The organism is Paraburkholderia silvatlantica (genome assembly GCF_003096715.1).
GTDB classification, from domain to species: domain Bacteria; phylum Pseudomonadota; class Gammaproteobacteria; order Burkholderiales; family Burkholderiaceae; genus Paraburkholderia; species Paraburkholderia silvatlantica.
Map to the genome: position 1 here is coordinate 347,988 of NZ_QEOL01000001.1, position 19,848 is coordinate 367,835.

At 63.8% G+C, this 19,848-nt stretch carries 20 protein-coding genes; 11 read left to right on the top strand and 9 right to left on the bottom strand.

Annotated elements, in window-relative coordinates; all coding sequences use genetic code 11:
• Nucleotides 1-43 precede the first annotated feature (43 nt).
• Genes C7411_RS01645 through C7411_RS01655 form a run of 3 tightly spaced genes read right to left on the bottom strand, consistent with a single transcriptional unit; the run spans nt 44 to nt 2,798 of the window.
• A complete protein-coding gene (locus tag C7411_RS01645) occupies nt 44-289 on the bottom strand; it encodes a 4Fe-4S dicluster domain-containing protein (RefSeq protein ID WP_110382820.1) in 246 nt (81 codons plus the stop codon).
• A gap of 11 nt (nt 290-300) precedes the next feature.
• On the bottom strand, nt 301-2,040 hold the full coding sequence (locus tag C7411_RS01650) for a fumarate reductase/succinate dehydrogenase flavoprotein subunit (RefSeq protein WP_110382821.1): 1,740 nt from the start codon (nt 2,038-2,040) through the stop codon (nt 301-303).
• A complete protein-coding gene (locus C7411_RS01655; RefSeq protein ID WP_110382822.1) occupies nt 2,037-2,798 on the bottom strand; it encodes a GntR family transcriptional regulator in 762 nt (253 codons plus the stop codon). The genes C7411_RS01650 and C7411_RS01655 overlap by 4 nt, the downstream gene beginning before the upstream one ends.
• Nucleotides 2,799-3,198: 400 nt before the next feature.
• Here C7411_RS01655 and C7411_RS01660 point away from each other — a divergent pair, with 400 nt between their 5' ends.
• The gene (locus C7411_RS01660; RefSeq protein ID WP_243413005.1) at nt 3,199-3,336 is read left to right on the top strand and encodes a hypothetical protein; all 138 of its coding nucleotides are present in this window, start codon (nt 3,199-3,201) and stop codon (nt 3,334-3,336) included.
• 66 nt (nt 3,337-3,402) lie between these two features.
• Here C7411_RS01660 and C7411_RS01665 read toward each other — a convergent pair whose 3' ends face one another.
• A complete protein-coding gene (locus C7411_RS01665) occupies nt 3,403-4,380 on the bottom strand; it encodes a site-specific integrase (protein WP_243413006.1) in 978 nt (325 codons plus the stop codon).
• A 110-nt stretch (nt 4,381-4,490) separates the two neighbouring features.
• Between C7411_RS01665 and C7411_RS01670 the strand changes: the two genes are divergently transcribed.
• A complete protein-coding gene (locus C7411_RS01670) occupies nt 4,491-6,929 on the top strand; it encodes a TOTE conflict system archaeo-eukaryotic primase domain-containing protein (RefSeq protein WP_110382823.1) in 2,439 nt (812 codons plus the stop codon).
• 57 nt (nt 6,930-6,986) lie between these two features.
• Here the strand turns inward: C7411_RS01670 and vapC are convergent, their stop codons facing one another.
• Nucleotides 6,987-7,427, bottom strand: a complete 441-nt coding sequence (gene vapC, locus C7411_RS01675) for a type II toxin-antitoxin system VapC family toxin (protein ID WP_309147566.1) — start codon at nt 7,425-7,427, stop codon at nt 6,987-6,989.
• Complete coding sequence (locus C7411_RS37990) at nt 7,388-7,810, bottom strand: type II toxin-antitoxin system VapB family antitoxin (protein WP_243413007.1); 423 nt, start codon at nt 7,808-7,810, stop codon at nt 7,388-7,390. The genes vapC and C7411_RS37990 overlap by 40 nt, the downstream gene beginning before the upstream one ends.
• Before the next feature lie 60 nt (nt 7,811-7,870).
• On the opposite strand from C7411_RS37990, the gene C7411_RS01685 reads away from it, so the two are divergent.
• Both C7411_RS01685 and C7411_RS01690 read left to right on the top strand, forming a co-directional pair.
• Nucleotides 7,871-8,863 (top strand): DNA-binding protein, encoded by a 993-nt coding sequence (locus tag C7411_RS01685; protein ID WP_110382825.1) that lies wholly within the window; start codon nt 7,871-7,873, stop codon nt 8,861-8,863.
• 173 nt (nt 8,864-9,036) lie between these two features.
• Complete coding sequence (locus C7411_RS01690; RefSeq protein ID WP_110382826.1) at nt 9,037-10,242, top strand: hypothetical protein; 1,206 nt, start codon at nt 9,037-9,039, stop codon at nt 10,240-10,242.
• 257 nt (nt 10,243-10,499) lie between these two features.
• Here C7411_RS01690 and C7411_RS01695 read toward each other — a convergent pair whose 3' ends face one another.
• The gene (locus tag C7411_RS01695) at nt 10,500-10,901 is read right to left on the bottom strand and encodes a DUF3597 domain-containing protein (protein ID WP_110382827.1); all 402 of its coding nucleotides are present in this window, start codon (nt 10,899-10,901) and stop codon (nt 10,500-10,502) included.
• Nucleotides 10,902-11,376: 475 nt separating this feature from the next.
• On the bottom strand, nt 11,377-12,042 hold the full coding sequence (locus tag C7411_RS39110) for a CppA family protein (protein WP_480285498.1): 666 nt from the start codon (nt 12,040-12,042) through the stop codon (nt 11,377-11,379).
• Here C7411_RS39110 and C7411_RS01710 point away from each other — a divergent pair.
• Together C7411_RS01710 and C7411_RS01715 are read left to right on the top strand one after the other, a co-directional pair.
• Entirely contained in the window at nt 11,972-12,238 is a 267-nt protein-coding gene (locus tag C7411_RS01710) for an AbrB/MazE/SpoVT family DNA-binding domain-containing protein (RefSeq protein ID WP_110382829.1), read from the top strand. The two genes, C7411_RS39110 and C7411_RS01710, sit on opposite strands and share 71 nt — an antisense overlap.
• Complete coding sequence (locus C7411_RS01715; protein WP_110382830.1) at nt 12,235-12,630, top strand: type II toxin-antitoxin system VapC family toxin; 396 nt, start codon at nt 12,235-12,237, stop codon at nt 12,628-12,630. The genes C7411_RS01710 and C7411_RS01715 overlap by 4 nt, the downstream gene beginning before the upstream one ends.
• A gap of 553 nt (nt 12,631-13,183) precedes the next feature.
• Here the strand turns inward: C7411_RS01715 and C7411_RS01720 are convergent.
• The gene (locus C7411_RS01720; RefSeq protein ID WP_110382831.1) at nt 13,184-13,999 is read right to left on the bottom strand and encodes an IclR family transcriptional regulator; all 816 of its coding nucleotides are present in this window, start codon (nt 13,997-13,999) and stop codon (nt 13,184-13,186) included.
• Between the two features lie 269 nt (nt 14,000-14,268).
• Here C7411_RS01720 and C7411_RS01725 point away from each other — a divergent pair, with 269 nt between their 5' ends.
• The 5 genes from C7411_RS01725 to C7411_RS01745 are packed head-to-tail and all read left to right on the top strand — an operon-like array spanning nt 14,269 to nt 19,848.
• Nucleotides 14,269-15,885 carry an ABC transporter substrate-binding protein gene (locus C7411_RS01725; protein WP_243413008.1) on the top strand — a complete coding sequence of 539 codons (1,617 nt, stop codon included), beginning with the start codon at nt 14,269-14,271 and terminating at the stop codon, nt 15,883-15,885.
• Nucleotides 15,878-16,903 (top strand): ABC transporter permease, encoded by a 1,026-nt coding sequence (locus C7411_RS01730; RefSeq protein ID WP_110382833.1) that lies wholly within the window; start codon nt 15,878-15,880, stop codon nt 16,901-16,903. The genes C7411_RS01725 and C7411_RS01730 overlap by 8 nt, the downstream gene beginning before the upstream one ends.
• Nucleotides 16,900-17,763: an ABC transporter permease gene (locus tag C7411_RS01735; RefSeq protein ID WP_110382834.1), complete on the top strand. Its 864-nt coding sequence runs from the start codon at nt 16,900-16,902 to the stop codon at nt 17,761-17,763. The genes C7411_RS01730 and C7411_RS01735 overlap by 4 nt, the downstream gene beginning before the upstream one ends.
• Nucleotides 17,760-18,779: an ABC transporter ATP-binding protein gene (locus C7411_RS01740; RefSeq protein WP_110382835.1), complete on the top strand. Its 1,020-nt coding sequence runs from the start codon at nt 17,760-17,762 to the stop codon at nt 18,777-18,779. The genes C7411_RS01735 and C7411_RS01740 overlap by 4 nt, the downstream gene beginning before the upstream one ends.
• On the top strand, nt 18,769-19,848 hold the full coding sequence (locus C7411_RS01745; RefSeq protein ID WP_110382836.1) for an ABC transporter ATP-binding protein: 1,080 nt from the start codon (nt 18,769-18,771) through the stop codon (nt 19,846-19,848). Before C7411_RS01740 ends, C7411_RS01745 begins: the two co-directional genes overlap by 11 nt.

Consider the following 19,848-nt stretch of genomic DNA (forward strand, 5'->3'; position numbering starts at 1 on the left):
GTCTCGCGTGCGTAGGTGTGGAACGGTGCGTGGGTAACAGCCGTTAGCGCAGCAAATAGGGAATGTCGACCTTCACTGCGCCGGTCGGGCAATCGCGTTCGCAGGGCATGCAGTACCAGCATTCGTCGAACTGCATGTAGGCCTTGCCCTTCGTGAGGTCGATCGCGAGCAGATCGAGCGGACAGACATCGACGCAGACGGTACAGCCCTTGTCGGCGATGCAGCGCTCTTCATCGATCGTCACGGGCGCGCTGCTGCGCTGGAAGATTTCGTGGGGCGTATAGGACATGACTGGATTCCTCAATTCGCGGTCGCGAGCGCCGCGTTTTCGCGGATGCGCAACTGGTCGTACGCGCCGCGTTCGTACTCGGCGAGCGGCACGATGTATGGCGCGACCGGGCGCTTCTCGCTCGTCATCCGGCCCGATCCATCCTTGCGCAGATGCGTGTGGCAGAACCACTCGGCGTCGTTGCGCTGCGGATAGTCGACGCGGTGGTGGTACAGGCCCCAGCGGCTTTCGGTACGAAACAGCGACGCGCGCGCGGCCATTTCCGCGCAGTCGCGGATCGCGCGGACTTCGGCCGCGCGCATCAGCTCGTGCGGGTTGTTCGCCTTGATTGTGTCGATGTCGTCGGCGATTTCATCGAAGCGTTGCAGGCCGATTTCCATCTTGCGCGTCACCTTCGGCGGTTGCAGATAGTCGTTGACCATGCGGCGCAGCTTGTATTCGACCTGCGCAGGCGCGAGGCCGCTGTCGCGTTCGAGCGGCGCGTAGATCCGCGCGCGTTCGGCAGCGACCTGCGCGTCGTCCACCGGCGCATGATCGCGGCCCGCGACGTATTCGGCCGCGTTGTGGCCTGCGAACCAGCCGTAGGTGAACGCGCCGAGCATGTAGTTGTGCGGGACGGCGGCCATGTCGCCGGCCGCATACAGGCCCGGCACGGTGGTCTCGGCACGCGCGTTGACGTAGACACCCGATGCACTGTGCCCGCTGCAGAAGCCGATCTCCGAGATGTGCATCTCGACCATCTGCCGCCGGTAGTCGGTGCCGCGTCCGGCGTGAAAGCGCCCGCGGCTCGGTCGCTCGTTCGTGTGCAGGATCTGCTCGATGGTCTGGATCGTTTCTTCCGCGAGATGGTCGAGCTTCAGGAACACCGGGCCGTTGCCGCTCTGGAGTTCCTGGTAGAACTCCCACATCATCTGGCCACTCCAGTAGTCGCACTCGATGAAGCGCTCGCCCTTGCCGTTCGCGGTGAAGCCGCCGAGCGGGCCGGTCACGTACGCGCATGCTGGGCCGTTATAGTCCTTGATCAGCGGGTTGATCTGGAAGCATTCGAGGTTTGCGAGCGCAGCGCCCGCGTGGTACGCCATCGCGTAGCCGTCGCCGGCGTTGGTCGGGTTCTCGTAGGTGCCCATCAGATAGCCGGACGCCGGCAGGCCGAGCCGGCCGGCCGCGCCGCAGCACAGAATCACCGCCTTCGCTCGCACCACGTAGAATTCAGCCGTGCGGCAGTCGAAGCCGAGGATGCCGCACGCGCGGCCTTGCGCATCCGTCAGTACGCGCGTGGCGACGATGCGGTTCGTGATTTCGATCCGGGCGCGCTTGAGCTGGCGGTACAGGATCTTCTTCACGTCGTGTCCCTCCGGCATTGGCAGCACGTAGGCGCCCATGTGATGGACTTTCCTGACCGCGTAATCGCCATTGCCGTCCTTTTCGAACTTGACGCCCCAGCGGTCGAGTTGCTCGATGGTCGTGAAGCTGTGTGTCGCGTAGGCATGCACGGCTTCCTGATCGACGATGCCGTCGTTCGCGATCGTGATCTCGCGCGTGTACTGTTCCGGCGTCGCGTGACCCGGAATGATCGCGTTGTTCAGCCCGTCCATGCCCATCGAAATCGCGCCGCTGCGCTTCACATTCGCTTTTTCGAGCAGCAGTACCTTGAGCGCAGGGTCGCGCTCCTTCGCCTTGATCGCGGCCATCGGGCCGGCCGTGCCGCCGCCGACCACGACGACGTCGTATTCGAGCACCTCGGTTTTCATCGTGCTTTCCTTCGGGATTTCTGGCGGTCGATGCGCAGCCGGTACTGGAACGCATCACCGCGAAAGTACAGGTATTCGTAATCGATCGGCGCGCCGGACGCGTCGTGCGTCAGGCGCTCGATCCGCAGCACGGGGCTGCCGTCCTCGACATGCAGTGCGTCGACGATGTCGTCGTCGGCGAGAATCGCGCCGATCGAAACATCGGCATGGCCGAGCGGCACGCCGCAGTCGTTTTCGAGAATCAGGAAGATGTCGCGCGTGACGAGGTCCGCGTTCGCGAGCCGCTTGCCGATCGCTTCGGGTACCCAGGTGAGTTCCAGCGACACCGGTTCGCGATTGAGCATCCGCACGCGATGGATTTCCGCAACCGGCGCGCCTTCCGGCAGATTGAGCCGTGACGCGATATGACGATCCGCTTTCACGATCCTGAAGCTGCGCAACTGGTTGACGATCTCGTAGCCCATCGACGACATCGCCTCCGAGAAGCCCTGCAGTGAGGTCACGTTCTGGAACGCCTTGGGTTTCGATACGAACGTGCCCTTGCCGTGCACCTTGAATAGCAGACCTTCCTTTTGCAGGTCGCCCAATGCCTGGCGCACGGTGATGCGGCTGACCTCGAACATCGCACACAATTCGTGCTCGGATGGCATCTGGCTGTGCGGCGCGTACGTGCCGTCGAGGATGCGCGCACGCAATGTGTCCTTGATCTGGACATAGAGCGGCTGCGGCGACAGCGGCACCAGGTTGCTCCGTGACATGGTCGGTTCGGCTTGTAATGACAAGATGGGTGGCAGTCTAATCAGGGTTTGATTTGGGACAAACAAACCATTTCTGATATGTAATTCAGATGTCCGATGTAAAGCCTTCTGACGCGCGGGTTGGGTGCTGTAACGTTGATCCGGATGTTCGAGCGTCGGGTGTGACCGGTGCAGAATCGCGTGTCCGATCACTTTCGTGCTGGCTTTGGAGATCTCACGGACAAGGGGCGTCACGTGGCAAACAGACGGTCAGGCAACACCGGGAGCGGGGCGTGTCCGACAACGAAAAACCCGAGGACCCTTGGCTCAAGAATGAGATCCAGGAACAGGTCGGCGAAGATCTCCAGCGTGGGAGCATGCACTCGTCAACGGCGCGAACTTCGCGGCGACAACCCGGGACGTGTCGATTGTCGGGCAGATCGAAGACGTGCTTGACCAGATCGATCACTACGTCGCCAGACTTTTATCGATCCGCGATGTGCTGCGCCCGCTCGAAGCGCTCCGCCATGAAGATCTGGCTGGTCCGGATCAAGATTGAGCTTGCAGCGAATCTCCCCCGGTACGTATCCGTCACGGGATGTGGAGTAACGCCTCGATCCAGCGGTTATGGCGCAGGCAATGCGATGACGGGTAGCTCCTGCACGGTCGTACCTGGTGTTGCGAGTGCCGATTCGATGCGGTGTTGCGCGAACGGATCGGCGGCATCGATGTAGCGCATCGCGGAACGCACGTCTTTCCAGCCAACGTACTGCATCAGCATCTTCAGATCCCAGCCGTTCGAGTTGGCCCACGTTGCGAAGCCCCGCCGTAGCGAATGGCTGCTGTAGCTGTCCGGCGCGGCCAGGCCTGCTGCGTGGAAAAGCGCACGCAACAGCGGCACGAAACTGCTCGCATGCAGCCCCTCGTCGCTGACGTTTCCCCAGCGGTCGATGCTCCGGAACACGGGCCCTTCCGTCAGGCCGGACGCCGCAATCCACGCTTCGTAAGCCGCCACCGGACACAGGCGTGAAAGTGCCGGGGCCTTGAAGGTCGTGCCCAGCTGCGCGCGGTCGCCTTTCGTGCGCGGCAGGTACAACGTCATGCCGCGGCCCGCCTCAACGGCTACGTGCTCGATTCTCAGTCGGCTGAGTTCATCCGAGCGAAAGCCGCGCCAGAAACCCAGCAGCATCAGGGCACGGTTGCGAAGGCACGCGAGGCGCTCGCGCCCGTCGGCTTCCCTGGCGATCTGCTCATCGAGCCAGGCCGTGAGCTTTTCGAGCTGCGCGAGCTGCATGGGCTTCGCCCGCTTCTCGGTTGCGGGATGCAGCGCGACGATACCTCTGAGAACCTTGCGCACATGTGGGGCCTTCGTCGGATCCGGAAAACCCTGCGTCTGATGCCATTGCGCGAGGGCTGCAAGCCGCGAGCGCAGGGTATTGACCGAAAGGGTTTCTGCGTGATCGGCAAGGTACCGCGCAACCATGTCAGCGCTCGCGGGCAGAAAGCCGCCCCCTTCAACCTCGAAATGCCGAAGCGCCGACTGGTAACTGCGCCGGGTGTTTTCACGCGTCGCGGCTTCGACGTAGCGATCGATGGCAGACATGGCTCGTGGGTAAAATCAGGTGATCGGTATCGGAGACGATGATATGCAACAACGAACGTGTGCGCCAGCCGGCGTGCTCGACGGGAGCCAGGATTTCGGCCGGTGAAGCGATGAACGACGGCAAGCCGCTACAGGCAGACTGGGAAAATTTCACCCGCGAGGAGCTGTTCGCGGAGCTCACCCGCCTGCAGGCCGAAATCGCGCGGCTCACCGCCTTGCTGCCGGCAACGCTGCAGGCGCAGGCAAAGCCCGTGCGGGTGGCCCGGAACGCACCATCGCCAGCAGTGCGAAACACGCGCGCCCCCGTACTTTCGCCCGAGCAGAAGGTACAGCTCTTCCGGCGGCTGTTTCGCGGTCGCACGGATGTCTATCCGCTACGCTGGGAAAGCCGCAACTCCGGAAAATCCGGCTACGCGCCGGCGTGCGCCAACGAATGGCGCGCCGGGATCTGCGAAAAGCCCCGCATCCGGTGCGCCGACTGCGGGCATCGTGTACTGCTGACGCTGGACGACCAGGTCGTCTATACGCACCTGGCCGGCGATCGCACGGTGGGCCTCTATCCACTGATGCCGGACGGCACCTGCTACCTGCTCGCTGTCGACTTCGACGAGGAAGGCTGGCGTGAAGATGCGCAGGCGTTCCGGCAATCCTGCCTCGAGATGGACGTGCCCGTATCGCTCGAAATCTCGCGTTCAGGCAATGGCGCGCACGCGTGGATCTTCTTCTCGTCGGCCGTTGCTGCACGTGACGCGCGACGGATGGGCTCTGCCATCATCAGCCACACCTGTACCCGGACCCGTCAGCTCGAACTGACGTCCTACGACCGGCTCTTCCCGAACCAGGATGTGCTGCCCAAAGGCGGCTTCGGTAACCTCATTGCCCTGCCGCTTCAGAAGCAGCCACGCGAGCATGGCTGGAGCGTGTTTGTCGATGACGGCTTTCAGCCGTACGCTGACCAGTGGTCGTATCTCGCGTCCGTGCAAACCATGGACAGCCGCGACATCGAGGGGGTGATCTTTCGCGCCACGGGCGGTGCGCACCCGCTCGACGTTGCGTTCATCGCCGAGGAGGACCAGGCCGAACCGTGGAAGCCGCCACCCGCGCAGCCGAAGCGGCTGGCCGGAACGATGCCGGCGTCGCTCACCCTGACGCTCGCGAACCAGCTCTATCTTGAAAAGGCGCAGCTTCCGCAGGCACTGCTCAACCGGCTCATCCGGCTGGCCGCCTTCCAGAATCCGGAGTTCTACCGGGCCCAGGCGCGGGGCTTCAGCGTATGGGACAAGCCACGCATCATTGGTCGCGCCGAGAACTGTCCGCGCCACATTGCATTGCCGCGCGGATGCCTTGACGACGTCATGACGCTGCTGCGCGATAACGGCATCGCCTGCGACATCCGCGACGAGCGGTGCACCGGCGACCCGCTTCCAGTTCCATTTGCCGGCACGTTGCGCGATGACCAGCAGGCGGCCGTTACCGACCTGCTGCGACACGACACCGGCATCCTGCATGCGCCGACGGCGTTCGGCAAGACCGTGACGGCGGCCGCGATGATCGCCCAGCGCGGCGTCAACACGCTCGTGCTCGTGCACCGCCGGGAACTGCTTGACCAGTGGCGCGAGCGCCTGCAGTCGTTTCTCGCACTCGACGTGCGCGAGATCGGCACGATCGGCGGCGGCAAGTCGAAGGCGACGGGCCGGATCGATGTCGCGATGCTGCAATCCGTGGCACCCGATGGTGCCCGCGGAGAGCTGTTGCGGCGTTACGGCCAGGTCATCGTCGATGAATGTCACCACGTCTCCGCGGATTCCTTCGAGGCGGTGCTCAAGGCCGTTCATGCGCGCTATGTGCTGGGTCTGACCGCGACTCCGGTGCGGCGCGACAGCCAGCAGCCCGTCATGTTCATGCTGTGCGGACCGATCCGGCATGCAGCGAAATCCCCGGCCAGCGCGCCGCAGGTGCTCGAGGTGTTCCCGCAAAGGCTCACCTCCGCAGTGGACGTTGCGGCCGACGCGCCAATCCAGGCGGTGTTCGCCCAGCTCGCGCAGGACACTCCGCGCACGCAGATGATCGCGACGGCTGTACGTGAACAGTACGGGCAGGGGCGGAACGTGCTGGTACTCACCGAGCGGACGGACCATCTCGAAAGCCTGCAGCATCTGCTGCAGGACACAGTGCAGTCGCTGTTCGTGCTGCACGGACGGCTCGGCAGAAAAGCGCGCGCCACCCAGTTGGCTGCCCTTGACGCGCTGGCCGGTGACACGCCCCGCGTGGTGCTGGCGACTGGCAGGCTCGTAGGTGAAGGCTTCGACCATCCGGCGCTGGACACGCTGGTGCTGGCCATGCCGGTTGCGTGGAGGGGCACGCTGCAGCAGTACGCCGGCCGGCTGCACCGCGAGCATGCGGGCAAGACCGGCGTACGGGTGATCGATTATGTGGATGGCGGCCATCCGGTGCTGCAGCGCATGTGGGAGAAACGCCAGCGCGGCTACCGGGCAATGGGCTATCAGGTCCGCACGCCCGGAGAAGATATCCAGCCCCAGTTGGCCTGAAACCGGTGGTGAATTCGTATTCCGTATCGTTTCTTGCTGTTTGCTGTCACCGGCACGTTAGTCGTCGCGCATTGCAGACTGAAGACCTAGGTGCTCGACGAACGGATCGAAATCCCGGTCGCTGAAGAGCAGCGGCGCACCGTTTTCAATGCACCACGTCGCGATCAGCGTATCGATGGTTTTGCGGATCGTTACGCCCTGCGCTCGCAAGATGCGGTAATTCCGGGCCGCCTGAATGGCGTTATCCGGCCCCACCAGCGAGACGACATCGAATCGCGTCGTCATCAGCTGCCGGGCAGTATTGAACGCCGACTCGGCGGCAAATCCCTGTAGCACCTCGGCGACGATCAGGTCGCCGGTGACCAGCACCTCCCGGCCCAGCAGGGCATCCAGTCGGCTGGCTTGGGGTGAAGCCAGCCCCCGGAAGTAGTCGATCCACACGCTTGAATCGACGAGTATCACTGGTCGCGCCTCATGGCATCCAGATCGCCTTCCCACGGTAATTTGCCGCGGAACTGGCGAATCTGCTCCTGCTGCTTGAGCCGGATGATCGTTTTCAGGCCAAGCTCGACCGCTTCACGTTTGGTCCGGATGCCCGTTACGGCAAGCGCTTCGGCCATCAACCGGTCGTCGATCTCGATATTGGTACGCATGGCGCGCCTCGTAAATGTGTATAAAACAATTGAATTATACACATCAAACGCTTGTGGTCCACGCTCCGGGTTGCGACATCCCAATTTGACCAGCAATCCCCCCGAGATCGTCAATTTCCATATTTCGTACCGGTTGTGCGGCGGAACAAGCCGGATTCGGGCCATCACACTGGATAATCCTCCTTTATCGCAGACCAGCAATGCCCGCATCACGCCGTCATTGACCATGCACGACAATACGTATATACATGGTACGTAATACAGTACGATATTCGAGCGAGGAAGCAGATGGCCCGCACCGGTCTTACGCGCAACGACGTTAAGCGCGCCCGCGACGCGTTGCTCGCGCAGGGGCAGCACACATCGATCGACGCGATACGTATCGCGCTTGGCAACACGGGCTCGAAAACCACGATCCACCGGTACCTGAAGGAACTGGAGGAAGATGAGGGCGCGTCACTCACACGCGCCGGGTCGCTCTCGGACGCGATCCAGGATCTGGTGGCCCGGCTCGCGGCCCGCCTGCATGAAGAAGCACAAGCCCTCGTCGACCAGCAGGCCGCCGCTGCGGCCGCGCAGCGCCAGCAGGCGCAGTCCGAAATCGCAAGGCTCGGCGCTGAGCTGGCCACGGTGCGGGAGCAGCTCGCTGGCGCGACCGCCGCCCTTTCCGCGGAGCAGGAGGCGCACGCCGGCACTCGCGTGGCGCTGCATCAGCGCGACCTGGACGTCGAGCGGCTCACCCAGCAGGTACGCGACCAGACCGAGCGCCTTGCCGAGCAGGAGGGCTTCCGCCTGTCGCTTGAGGCCAAGCTCGTGCATGCGCGCGATTCCCTTGAGCACTTCCGTACGGCCGCGCGCGAGCAGCGCGAACAGGAAGCGCGCCGACATGAGCAGCAGGTCCAGCAGGTGCAGGCTGAGCTACGCCAGGCGAACCAGACGGCCATCGTCCGGCAGAACGAGATCACGCAGCTGAACCGGGACAACGCGCGGCTCGTCGCAGAAGTGACGGCCACGACCCGGCTCGCACGCGATCAGCAGGCACATGGCGAGGCGCTGCAATCCGCCCTCAATCGTGCGCTCACCGATCGGTCGCGCGCCGAGGCCGAGCGCGACGCAGCGCAGGCGGCAGCCGACGCGCGGGCAGCCGAGCTGCTCCAGGTGCGCGAGGCTTGCGACTCGCTTCGCGCGGACCTCACGAAGCTGGCCGCGCAGCTCGAAGCACAGCAGCAGCTCCTGGTGGACTACCGGATGCGGCTGGGCGGCGCGGACGCGGCGGGCTGAAAGCGCCTCATCGCGTGCCGAAAGGACATCACAATGGCAACGCGCACGCCTTCCGGCGCTGGTCACGAAGCATTCTGGTTTTCGCGTCGGCCCGGAGTCTCATGGCTCTGCCGGGTTGCGCGCCAGCACGTTCACCTTCTTCTCTTCCATGCGCTTCGCTACGGGAATCTGGCATGAGCGAATACCAATACTACGAGTTTGCATGCGTCGACCGGCTGCTTACGGCGGCCCAGCAGGCAGAGTTGCGCAGTTTCTCCACGCGGGCCACGATCACCGCCTCAAGCTTCGTCAACGAATATCACTGGGGAAACCTCAAGGGCGACCCGCTCGAGTGGGTCCAGCAATATTTCGATGCCCACGTCTACTCCTCCAACTGGGGGAGCTGCCGCCTGCTTCTTCGCCTGCCGCGCGGGACGTTTGACGCGGCGACCATCCGCGATTACGTCAAGGCTGGACGAAAGAGGCGCTCCCGTTTCGGGAAAGCATTCGAGGCCATGGACGTTGATGGCTGGTGCATCCTCGACTGGTCGTTCAACGATGACACGGGCGAACACGCCCGCTTCCCGGATGAGATGGATGGTGCAGGGTGGATGACGCGCCTGCTGCCTGTACGCGACGAGCTGCTCGGCGGCGATGCTCGCCCGCTTTATCTTGGGTGGCTTGCCCGCCTCGGGAATGATGAGCTACACGATGACGAAATCGAACCGCCGGTGCCTGCCGGATTACAGGCGTTGACGCCCGCACAGGTAGCACTGGCCGAGTTTCTGATGCTGGATGCGGATTGGCTCGCCGCCGCCGCAGAGGCCAGCCCGTCATTATTGGCCCCAGAATCCAGTGGGAGCGAAGACAGTCGCCTTGATCCCTGGTTACGTGAGTTGCCGGTTGAGGAAATGCGGGCGAAACTACGCATGCTGCTACAGGGACGCAGCCGTGAAGCGGAGCGAACGCTTCGAAACGCTTTTCTCAAATGGGAGAATGGTAGGAATACAAAGCAATTGCATTCGCCCAGGCGCCGTCGAATATCCGAAATCGAATCAAGGGTCGCCGCTCATCGTGCCATCCGTGAAAAAAGGGAGCAGCAAGCACGCCAGGCGGCCGAGGCCCGTCGTCGTGAGGAACGCACACGGTACCTCACATCACTTCTCGAGCAGGAAGACACGGCGTGGTCAGGCATCGATGCACAACTGCGACGCACAACGGGCAGCGCCTACGATAAGGCATTCCAGAAGTTGCAGGATCTCGCCGAAGCGTATACACACGCCAGGCGGAATGCCGTGTTCCGGCGGCGTCTGGCGCAATTGATGTCGAGTCACGGCAAGCGGGGAGCCTGGCTTGCCCGGCTGCAAAAAGCGGGGTATTTGTGGCAACCCAAGTCTTAGCCTCCCTGGCCTGACCTGCTGCATCATTTCCTCAAATCTGGGATGAACTCTGAGCCCACATGGCACGCCCGGCATATATGCCAATTTTCGGCGTTTTGACCAAGTCATAATAACCTGGACACCTATGACAGGAAATTGCTTATCTTGTTCGCCCCCTACTGAACCGATGTGCTGATGCGCACCGGGTACCAGAGTGCCGGTCCGCCACTCATGTCGACGGGGCGGGCGTGAAACGCCCGGACCCGACGCTTCAATCGTCAGCCTGCAAGGTCTGCCGGCAGCTTGCCGCCATTTGCAGCCAGCGCCGCCATCACCTGGCCGTGCAACCACACGTTCATGCTAGCCGAGTCGTTCATGTCGCCGGTGTACTTCAATTCCTGTGCCAGCTGCTTGCGATGTTCGAGGCTGCTGTCGACTCCCAGTGCCTTCATCGTGTCCACAATCGACGTGCGCCAGTTCAAGGTCTGACCGCTTTCCGCAACGAGCTGGTCCATCACCGAAGCCACGTCGACGTCAGCCAGCGGTGCAGGTGCCGGTGCTGCGTCCGGTACAGCTGCCTGAGCTGCCGCCGGATCCGGGGTCGGTTCGGCCGCGGGCGGCGCCGCGTCGGGTTTGGCCTTATGGAACAGTTTGTTCACAATGTCGCCGAAGATACTCATCTGTCTTTCCTTTGTCTCAGAAGTTCGCCGGTTGGCAAGGCGCGCGCCATCCTGCTTCGCGCGACGTTCAGCCTGGCAAGTATGCACCAGGCTGCGTCGAATATTTTTCAGGAAAGGTCAAGACTACCTGGCCGAACCACGCCGAAGCGCACATCACTACGACGACGCGTGCGCCAGCATGCAGATGTCGCGGAAGCTCCGCCATGCTTGCTCGTACCCCTGCAACTCTCCAGCCGGTATGGAAAGCTGTCGGGATGGGCAACGCATGCGATCGCGGCGCACCCACACCAGTGGTCCCTTGCATGCGCAGCGGTGCTTCCAGACGATGCCTGTGTCCTCCGCAGCATGAATAATCGTGCGCGCGGTCGAGAGCGACCAGCCAGGCTGCGTGGCCAGAGCGCCCGTCGTGTAGTCCTCGCCTGGCACCATCACTGCGAGCAATGCAGCGACCTCATCACGTTTCGGTCCATGTCCGTTACTGTTCACGGTGGTTAACGATCAGGACGGTGTCAATGTCATCGTGCCACCGCTCGCACCGTCCAGAACCACGGTGCAGGAGTACGAGACGTTTCCGCCACTCGAGAGGGACTGGAATCCGGACGACGTGTTCCTGGTCGCGAGATGCCATCATCGTGCGAGCGCTGGCTCGTGAACCCGCGCCCGGGGAACGGGAAGCAAGGATACCCCGAATGGTCGCAAGCGACTGCCCGGCCACGGCACCAGGCTCGATCACGCGAGGCTTCGCCAGCATCGGGATTCGCACTCCGAGGCGCCTGCATACAGCGGGCAGATATGGCTTCGCGGCGCCACCACATTGCTCGACGGCTTGTGCAATCGCTGCGTCGCCCACGCGCTGGCGCAACCATTCAAGTACCTGCCGGTCCTTCTCCGTATAGATCCTGATCAGATACTCCATGGCGGGTTCCCTCGGATACTGCGTTTTTATGCAGTATCGATAGGGCGGTCGCCTTGCAACAGCAAGTTTGAGTCGACGTTCAGATGAATCATCAGCGCTCATACAAGTAATGTAAATTTGCATTACAATGGCGGTATCTACTGAAGGGGTCGTTATGAGTACGCTAACTGTCACATCCCGGGGCCAGGTGACGTTCCGGAAGGAAGTCCTGCAGCATCTGGGCATCCAGCCGGGGGAAAGGATCGAGGTAGATCTGCTGCCTGACGGCCGGGCCGAACTCAGGGCCGCACGGGCTGGCGGGTCTTTTCACCAGCTTCGGGGCATCCTGAAGGGAAAGACCAATGGTGCCAGACTGAGCATCGAGGAAATCGACGAGGCAATCGCTAAAGCCGGAGCGAAGGCGGGAGCCGGCAAGGCATGAAGATAGCCGTGGATACGAACGTCCTCCTGCGCGCCATCGTTGCCGATGATGAAGAACACGCCGACAAGGCCACCGCGTTGCTGGATACGGCCGACATGGTGGCTGTAAGCTTGCAGACATTGTGCGAGCTGGTGTGGGTCCTGCGCAGCGCATACAAGGTGGCGAAGCCGGATATCGCATCGGCCATCCGGGCGCTGCTGGATACGCGTAATGTTGTCGCGAACCGGCCAGCTGCCGAAGCGGGTCTTGCCTTGCTTGAGCTGGGTGGCGATTTTGCCGATGGCGTCATTGCCTGGGATGGCCGATTTCTTGGCGGGGAACAGTTCATCTCGTTCGACAAGAAGGCCGTGTCGCTCCTGACGAAGCAGGGCCATTCCGCCACACTGTTGTAATGAAGGTCGCCGGCCTGCGACCACCTTTATCCAGCAGGCGCGATGAACTACCCGTTTCGCGCCGGTTTTCCCGCAGCGTAGTCAAGCCCATCGCGAAGTGCGCACGTTGTAATCGTGAAGGAATAGAAGAGTTTCTCCTGACCACCACCTTGTTGACCCGTCATGACGTTCACCCCCCGTCGATCAATGTCTTCCAGGATAGCCAAAATTCGATTTGGCGGGGAGTTTTTCAACAGAATCGGCCGATCACGGTCGGTCGGGATCGAGTCATAGATTGACGATTGTGAGCGCGCACTTGGTAGTTATCGCTCGCTCTACGACAACTGCGACGAAATTTGTATGTACATCGACGTGAAGCACCAGTTTGCGGCTCAGCCGTAGTCGTCGTTTTCGAATAAGAAGAGACGACAGGAGCATGCAGGACGCGACCGCCTTTCCTTGCGTTTCTCGGCCCCGGGTTCTGCGGTGGAAGTCGTCCGGCAGCCGGAAGCCGTCGTAGGCCGGCTGGTTGCCGGGTTGCTGCAGTTCGATCGACGCGCATCGCGTACGGGCATTAGATACCGAGAAACTGCGACATCGCGCGCACTGCATGCGACGTGGTGTTAAGCAGTTCTGACGCCTGCCGCAGATCGTCACGCATCGCTTCATTGCCGTTGCAGAAGAAGCGGCTCGGCCCGGTCAGCACGATTGCGCCCAGCGCACGCCCGGACGGTGCTGCCAGCCGCGTACCGACCGCGCTGATGCCCATCACGTTCTCGTTTTCATTGGTGGCCCAGCCGCGCTGGTGCACCTGTTCCAGTTCGGCATACAGCACGCTGCGATCGCGAATAGTGAGTTCGGTGCGGGCCGCGAACGGCTCGGGGCCGAGCAGCAGGTCGCGCTGTTCAGGCGTCCGGTCGCTCAGCAGGATCTTCCCCGACACCGACGCATGCAGCGGCGCCGACACATTCGTATCGAAGTAGGGCGCCACGCTGTAGCTACCCGCCACCGAATCGACGGTCACGCGATGGTTGCCGAGGAACGCGATCAGCAGCACCGACGGACCGTGGCGCTCCTGCAGTTCGCGCATCAGCGGCGCAGTGTCGCGACGTAGCCGGTTCAACGGATGTTCCAGCGGCAGCGGACACGCGGCGCGGGGCGTCGGGCAATACAGCGCGCCCTCCCGATACACATAGCCCGCCTGATCGAGCGACTGCAGCAGGCGATGGCAGGTCGTCGTGGGCAGCCCGACGCTATCGGCGATCTCCTGCAGGCTGAGCGGTCGCGCAGCCTCATGCAGCCGCGACAACACCGTCAGGCCTCGGGCCAGGGCGCCCGATTCCGTCTCGCGTCGTTCCGCGACGCCTTCGCTAGTGGGAATCGAGGCCATGGTTAGCAGCTCGCGGCGAGATCAGGCTGACGCTGCCGACATGCAAAGTGCATCGCGAAACCGGCTGAACAGAATTGCATATATGAATTGCTTGGTTGGGTAGTGCAGGGGGCACTCATACAATAAATCGGAAATTTCATTCCGAAATATTGTACAGATTGATGGATTAGTGGAATAGCCCTGAGCGACGTCTCGAGGCGGGTTTCACCGCGAGGGCCGAGGCCCGATGCGTCCAGCGCCTGGTCCGGCGTCCATTCAGGATGCCTATCTTGATCGATAACACTGCACTGATGTCCACACGCAGAGAATTTCTCATCGGGGCCGGCGCCATCGTCGGAGGGAGTCTGTTCGGCGACTTCGCCCGGGCGGCCTCCGGCACGACGCTCGTCGCGAATACGCTGCCGGAGCCTGCGGGTCTGGCTGCCGGTTCGACGCCGGCCAATCCGACCAACGTGGTGTCCAGTAACCTGTTCGACGGGCTGATTACCTACGACGAGGCCTTCCGTCCGGTCCCGCAGCTCGCCACCTCGTGGACCGAGTCCTCCGATCGCCGCACGATCACCTTCAAGCTGCGCAACGACGTGAAATGGCACGATGGCACGCCGTTCACGTCGGCCGACGTGCAGTATTCGATCATGGAAGTGTCGAAGAAGGTGCACCCGATCGCGCGTCCGACCTTCGCGCAGATCACGGCCGTCGACACGCCCGATCTGTACACCGCGGTATTCCGCCTCGCGCAGCCGTCGCCGGTGATCTGGGCTTACCTCGACACGTCGTCGGCGTTTATCTTCCCGAAGCATCTGTACGCCGGCACCGATCCGCTGACCAATCCGTACAACGCGAAACCCATCGGCACGGGTGGCTTCGTCTTCAAGGAATGGAACCGCGGCAACTATATCCGCCTCGCGAAAAATCCGGATTACTGGGACAAGGGCAAACCGCGCGTCGACGAACTGGTGTTCCGCATTATTCCCGATGCGAGCGCGCGCAGCATCGCGCTGCAGAACGGCAGTGTGCAGTACGCGCCGCTCACGCCGGTGTCGCTCGTCGAAGCGCGCCGCCTTGAGCAGAACCCGAATCTCGTCGTCGATTCGAAGGGCTGGCGCTCGAACGCGCCGATGTTCTTCATGGACTTCAACCTTCGGCAAAAGCGCTTCCAGGACGTACGCGTGCGGCAGGCGATCGCCCATGCGATCAACCTGAAGCTGCTGGCGAAGACGGTCTTCTACGACTTCGCGACGCCCGCCACCGGACCGGTGCCGAGCTATCAGAGGCAGTTCTATACACCCGATACGCCGCAGTATCCGTACGACCCGCAGAAAGCCGAAGCGCTGCTCGATGCAGCGGGTTTTCCGCGCGGCAGCGACGGGGTGCGCCTGCGCTTCAACCATCTGAACCACACTTACGGCGAGGACTACCAGCGCGCCGGGCAGTTCATCCAGCAGCAGCTCAAGCGGATCGGCATCGAGGTCACGCTGGTCAACTACGACTTGCCCACCTATCTGCGCAAGATCTACACGGACCACGACTTCGACACGATGAACGTGTTCTATGCAGCGTTCGCGGATCCGCAGATCGGCGTGATCCGCCGCTTCTGGTCGAAGAACATCATCAGCGGCGCACCGTGGAGTAACGGCTCCGGCTACACGTCGACGGAAATGGATCAGGTGATCGAGTCGATCCAGACCGAGCAGGACCCGGACAAACGCACGCAGGCGATCCATCAGTTGCAGGTGATCGCGCAGCGCGATCTGCCGTCGATCTCGCTCGCTGAACTGAAGTTCTTCCGCATCTATTCGCGCAGGCTGCAGAACGTCAACACGACGCCGATCGGCGTCTACGCGTCGCTCGACGACGTCAGCGTCAGCGCGCCGAGTCATGGCTGACGTGCCGCTTCGTTCGGGCGAACCAGCGCCGGCCAGAGCCCGCCGTTCGCTGCCGTGGCCGGTGCGCCGGCTGCTGCAGGCACTGCCGCTCGTGGTGGTGATCGCCGTGCTGAACTTCTTCTGGCTGCGGCTCGCGCCGGGCGATCTCGCCGACGTGATGGCGGGCGAGGCCGGCGCCGCAACGCCCGAATACCTGGCAGCGCTGCGCCATCAGTTCGGCACCGACCAGCCGCTCGCGCTGCAGTTTCTGGCCTACCTGAAGCGGATGGCGCATCTCGATCTCGGCTGGTCGTTCCGCTACAACGAATCGGTGCTACATCTGATCCTCGATCGACTGCCCGCCACTGCGCTGCTGATGGGCGGCGCGCTCGCGATCGCGCTGGTGTTCGGTTGCCTCGCCGGCACCGTGTCGGCGGTGTCGAGGCAGCGCTGGGTCGACGTCGTGATTTCCGTTCTGGCAACGCTGGGTTTCGCGACGCCGCTGTTCTGGCTCGGCCTGATGCTGATGGTGCTGTTCTCCGCGCATCTGCACTGGCTTCCGGCGGGCGGCATCACCACGCCAGGCGTCGTCGCGACAGGCTGGGCGCACGTCGGCGACGTTGCCGCGCACATGGTGCTGCCAGTGTTCTGCCTCGCCGCGTACTACCTCGCGATCTACGCGCGCCTGATGCGCGCCGCCGTACTCGAAGTGGGCGGCCTCGACTTCGTCCGCACTGCGCGTGCCAAGGGCGTGTCGCGCGTCGCGACGATCCGCCGTCACGTGGTGCCGAATGCGTTACTACCGATCGTCACGATGACCGCGCTGCAGTTCGGCACGCTGTTCAGCGGCTCGGTGGCGATCGAGACCGTGTTCAGCTGGCCGGGCCTCGGCCAGCTCGCGCTCGATGCCGTCGCATCGCGCGACCTCAACCTGCTGCTCGGCATCCTGTTCTTCAGTTCGGTGCTGGTGCTGCTCGTCAATCTGGCGATGGACCTCACGTACGGCTGGTTCGACCCGCGCATCGAGGTGGAACGATGAGCGACCTCACACTGACGCGAGCCGGTACGCGCATCTGGCGGCGCATCGCGCAATCGCCAGGTCTGAGCGCAGGCGTCGTGCTGCTCGTCGCGATCTGCGTGCTTGCGGCCGGCGCGCCATATTTCACACACAACGATCCGCTCGACATGGTGGGCACGCCGTTCACGTGGCCGGGCACCGATCCGTCTTTCCTGCTGGGCACCGACATGATGGGCCGCGACATGTTCAGCGGCATCGCCTTCGGCGCGCGCGTGTCGCTCGAAATCGGCGTCGCCGCAGGGCTGCTCGCGACGCTCGCCGGCTGGCTGGTCGGCGCGGCGGCCGGGTTTTACGGCGGCCTCGTCGACGACCTGACGATGCGCGTGGCCGACCTGTTCCAGACGATGCCCGCGCTGCTGTTCACGATCGTGCTGGTGGTCGTCGTGCATCCGAGCGTCACGACGATCGTGGTCGGCGTCGCGCTGACGAACTGGCCACAGGTGGCGCGGCTGGTACGGGCCGATGCGCTGCGCGTGAGCCGCGCGGAGTATGTGCAGGCGGCGACCGTGATCGGCATGAGCCGGCCGCGCATCGTGATCACCCATGTGCTGCCGAACGTCGCAACGACCGCAATCGTGATGCTGTCGATCCTCGCGGGCAACGCGATCCTGACTGAAGCGGTGCTGTCGTTCCTGGGTCTCGGCGATCCGAACGTGGTGACGTGGGGCAGCATGATCGGCTCGGGACGCGAGGCGTTGCAGACCGCGTGGTACATGACCGCGCTGCCGGGCTGCGCGGTGCTCGTGACGGTGCTGAGCCTGAACCTGATCGGCAACGGGCTGAACGACCTCGTCAATCCGCGCCGCAGGGGGGCGCTGTGAACGGCGCGCCGCTGCTCGACGTGGAGCAACTCGATATCGCGTTCGCCGGTGCGCGCGGCCAGGCGCCTGCGCCTGCCGTGGACGGGCTGTCGTTCGAAATCCGCACCGGTGAGACGCTCGCGCTGGTCGGGGAATCCGGCTGCGGCAAATCGACGACCGCGCTTGCGCTGATGGGCCTGCTCGACGCGGGCGTCGCGCGGGTGTCGGCCACGCGGCTGCGCTTTGCCGGCACCGATCTGCTGACGCAATCCGAAGCGTCGTGGCGCGCGCTGCGCGGCGGCAGCATCGGCATGATCTTTCAGGATCCGCTTGCGGCACTGAACCCGGTTCGCACAATCGGCCAGCAGATCGCTGAAGCATTGAAGCTGCACCGGGGGCTCACGGGCCGCGCCGCGCGTAGCGAAACGCTCGAACTGTTGCGCGAAGTGGGCATTCCGGAACCCGCGCGGCGCGTGGACGACTATCCGCACCGGTTGTCTGGCGGCATGCGTCAGCGCGTCGTGATCGCGATGGCGCTGGCGGGAAAGCCGCGTCTGCTGATCGCCGACGAGCCGACCACAGCGCTTGACGTCACGATCCAGGCGCAGATCCTCGCGCTGCTCGCGCGGCTGCAGCAGCAGACCGGCATGGCGCTGCTGCTGATCACGCACGACCTCGGCATCGTCGGTCAGCTCGCGCATCGTGTCGCCGTGATGTATGCCGGTCGCAAGATCGAAGAGCGATCGGCCGATGCCTTGTTCGACGCGCCTGCGCACCCCTACACGCAACGTCTGCTGGCGGCGCGCCCGCAGCGCGGCGACACGCGCACGCGGCTCGCCGAGATTGCCGGTTCGGTGCCGCTCCCCGGTACCGTTGCGCACGGTTGCGCGTTCGCGCCACGCTGCACCTTCGCGCAGAGCGCCTGCCACGAGTCGGCGCCGGCCTGGCGCACGCTTGGTGACGGCGGCCTGCGCTGCATCCTCGATACGCCCGCCGCAGGCGCGGCGCTCCACGACAGGAGAAGCCATGCTGCTTGACGTCGATCGTCTGAGCGTTCGCTACTCGACGCGGCGCGGCACGCTGACCGCCGTCGACACGCTGTCGCTGCGATTGCAGCGCGGCGAGACACTCGGCCTCGTGGGCGAATCCGGCTGCGGCAAGAGTTCGCTCGGCAAGGCCATCGTGCGTCTGATCGAACCGTCCGCAGGCACAGTGCGTCTCGACGGCCAGGATCTCGGCCAGCTCACGCACCGGCAGCGGCTGCCGTGGCGCCGGCGCATGCAGATGGTGTTCCAGGATCCGTTGAGCGCGCTCGATCCGCGCAAGACGGTGCGCCGCAGCCTGACGTTACCGCTCGCAGTGCACCGTATCGGCAGCGCTGCCCAACGGCGCGAGCGTGTCGATGCACTGCTGCATCAGGTCGGACTGAGCCCGGCGTTTGCCGGCCGGATGCCACACGAGCTGTCGGGCGGCCAGCGCCAGCGCGTCAACATCGCACGTGCGCTGAGCGTAGACCCCGAGGTGCTGATCTGCGACGAGCCCGTCTCCGCACTGGACGTGTCGCTGCAGGCGCAGGTGCTGAACCTGCTCGCCGACCAGCAGCGCGAGCGCGGCATCGCATGTCTGTTCATCAGTCACGATCTCGCGGCAGTCGGCTACCTCGCCGATCGCATCGCGGTGATGTACCTCGGCCAGATCGTCGAGGTGCTGCCACGCGAAGCGCTGTGGCGGAACGCGGCACATCCGTACACGCAACTGCTGATCGACTCGATTCCGGCGCGTGGTGCGACGTTGCCCGCATCGTCGTCGGGCGAGCTACCCGATCCGTTCGCGCCGCCGCGCGGCTGCCGGTTCCGTCAACGCTGCCCGCATGCGCTACCGGTGTGCGGCGAGACGCCGCCCGCACTGGCGTCGATCGACGGTGCGCATGTCGTGGCCTGTCATCTGTATCGCGGCGATGCACAGCTGCCAGGTCGAACGCAAACCGAGGTATCAACGCAACCGCAAACGCCGTTGCACCCCATTCAAGTCAACGCGCAGCGTGCTGACCGCGCGCCTGCGGCCGAACCCGTCGAGCCGCAACCCGAAATCACGAGGAGTCTCTGA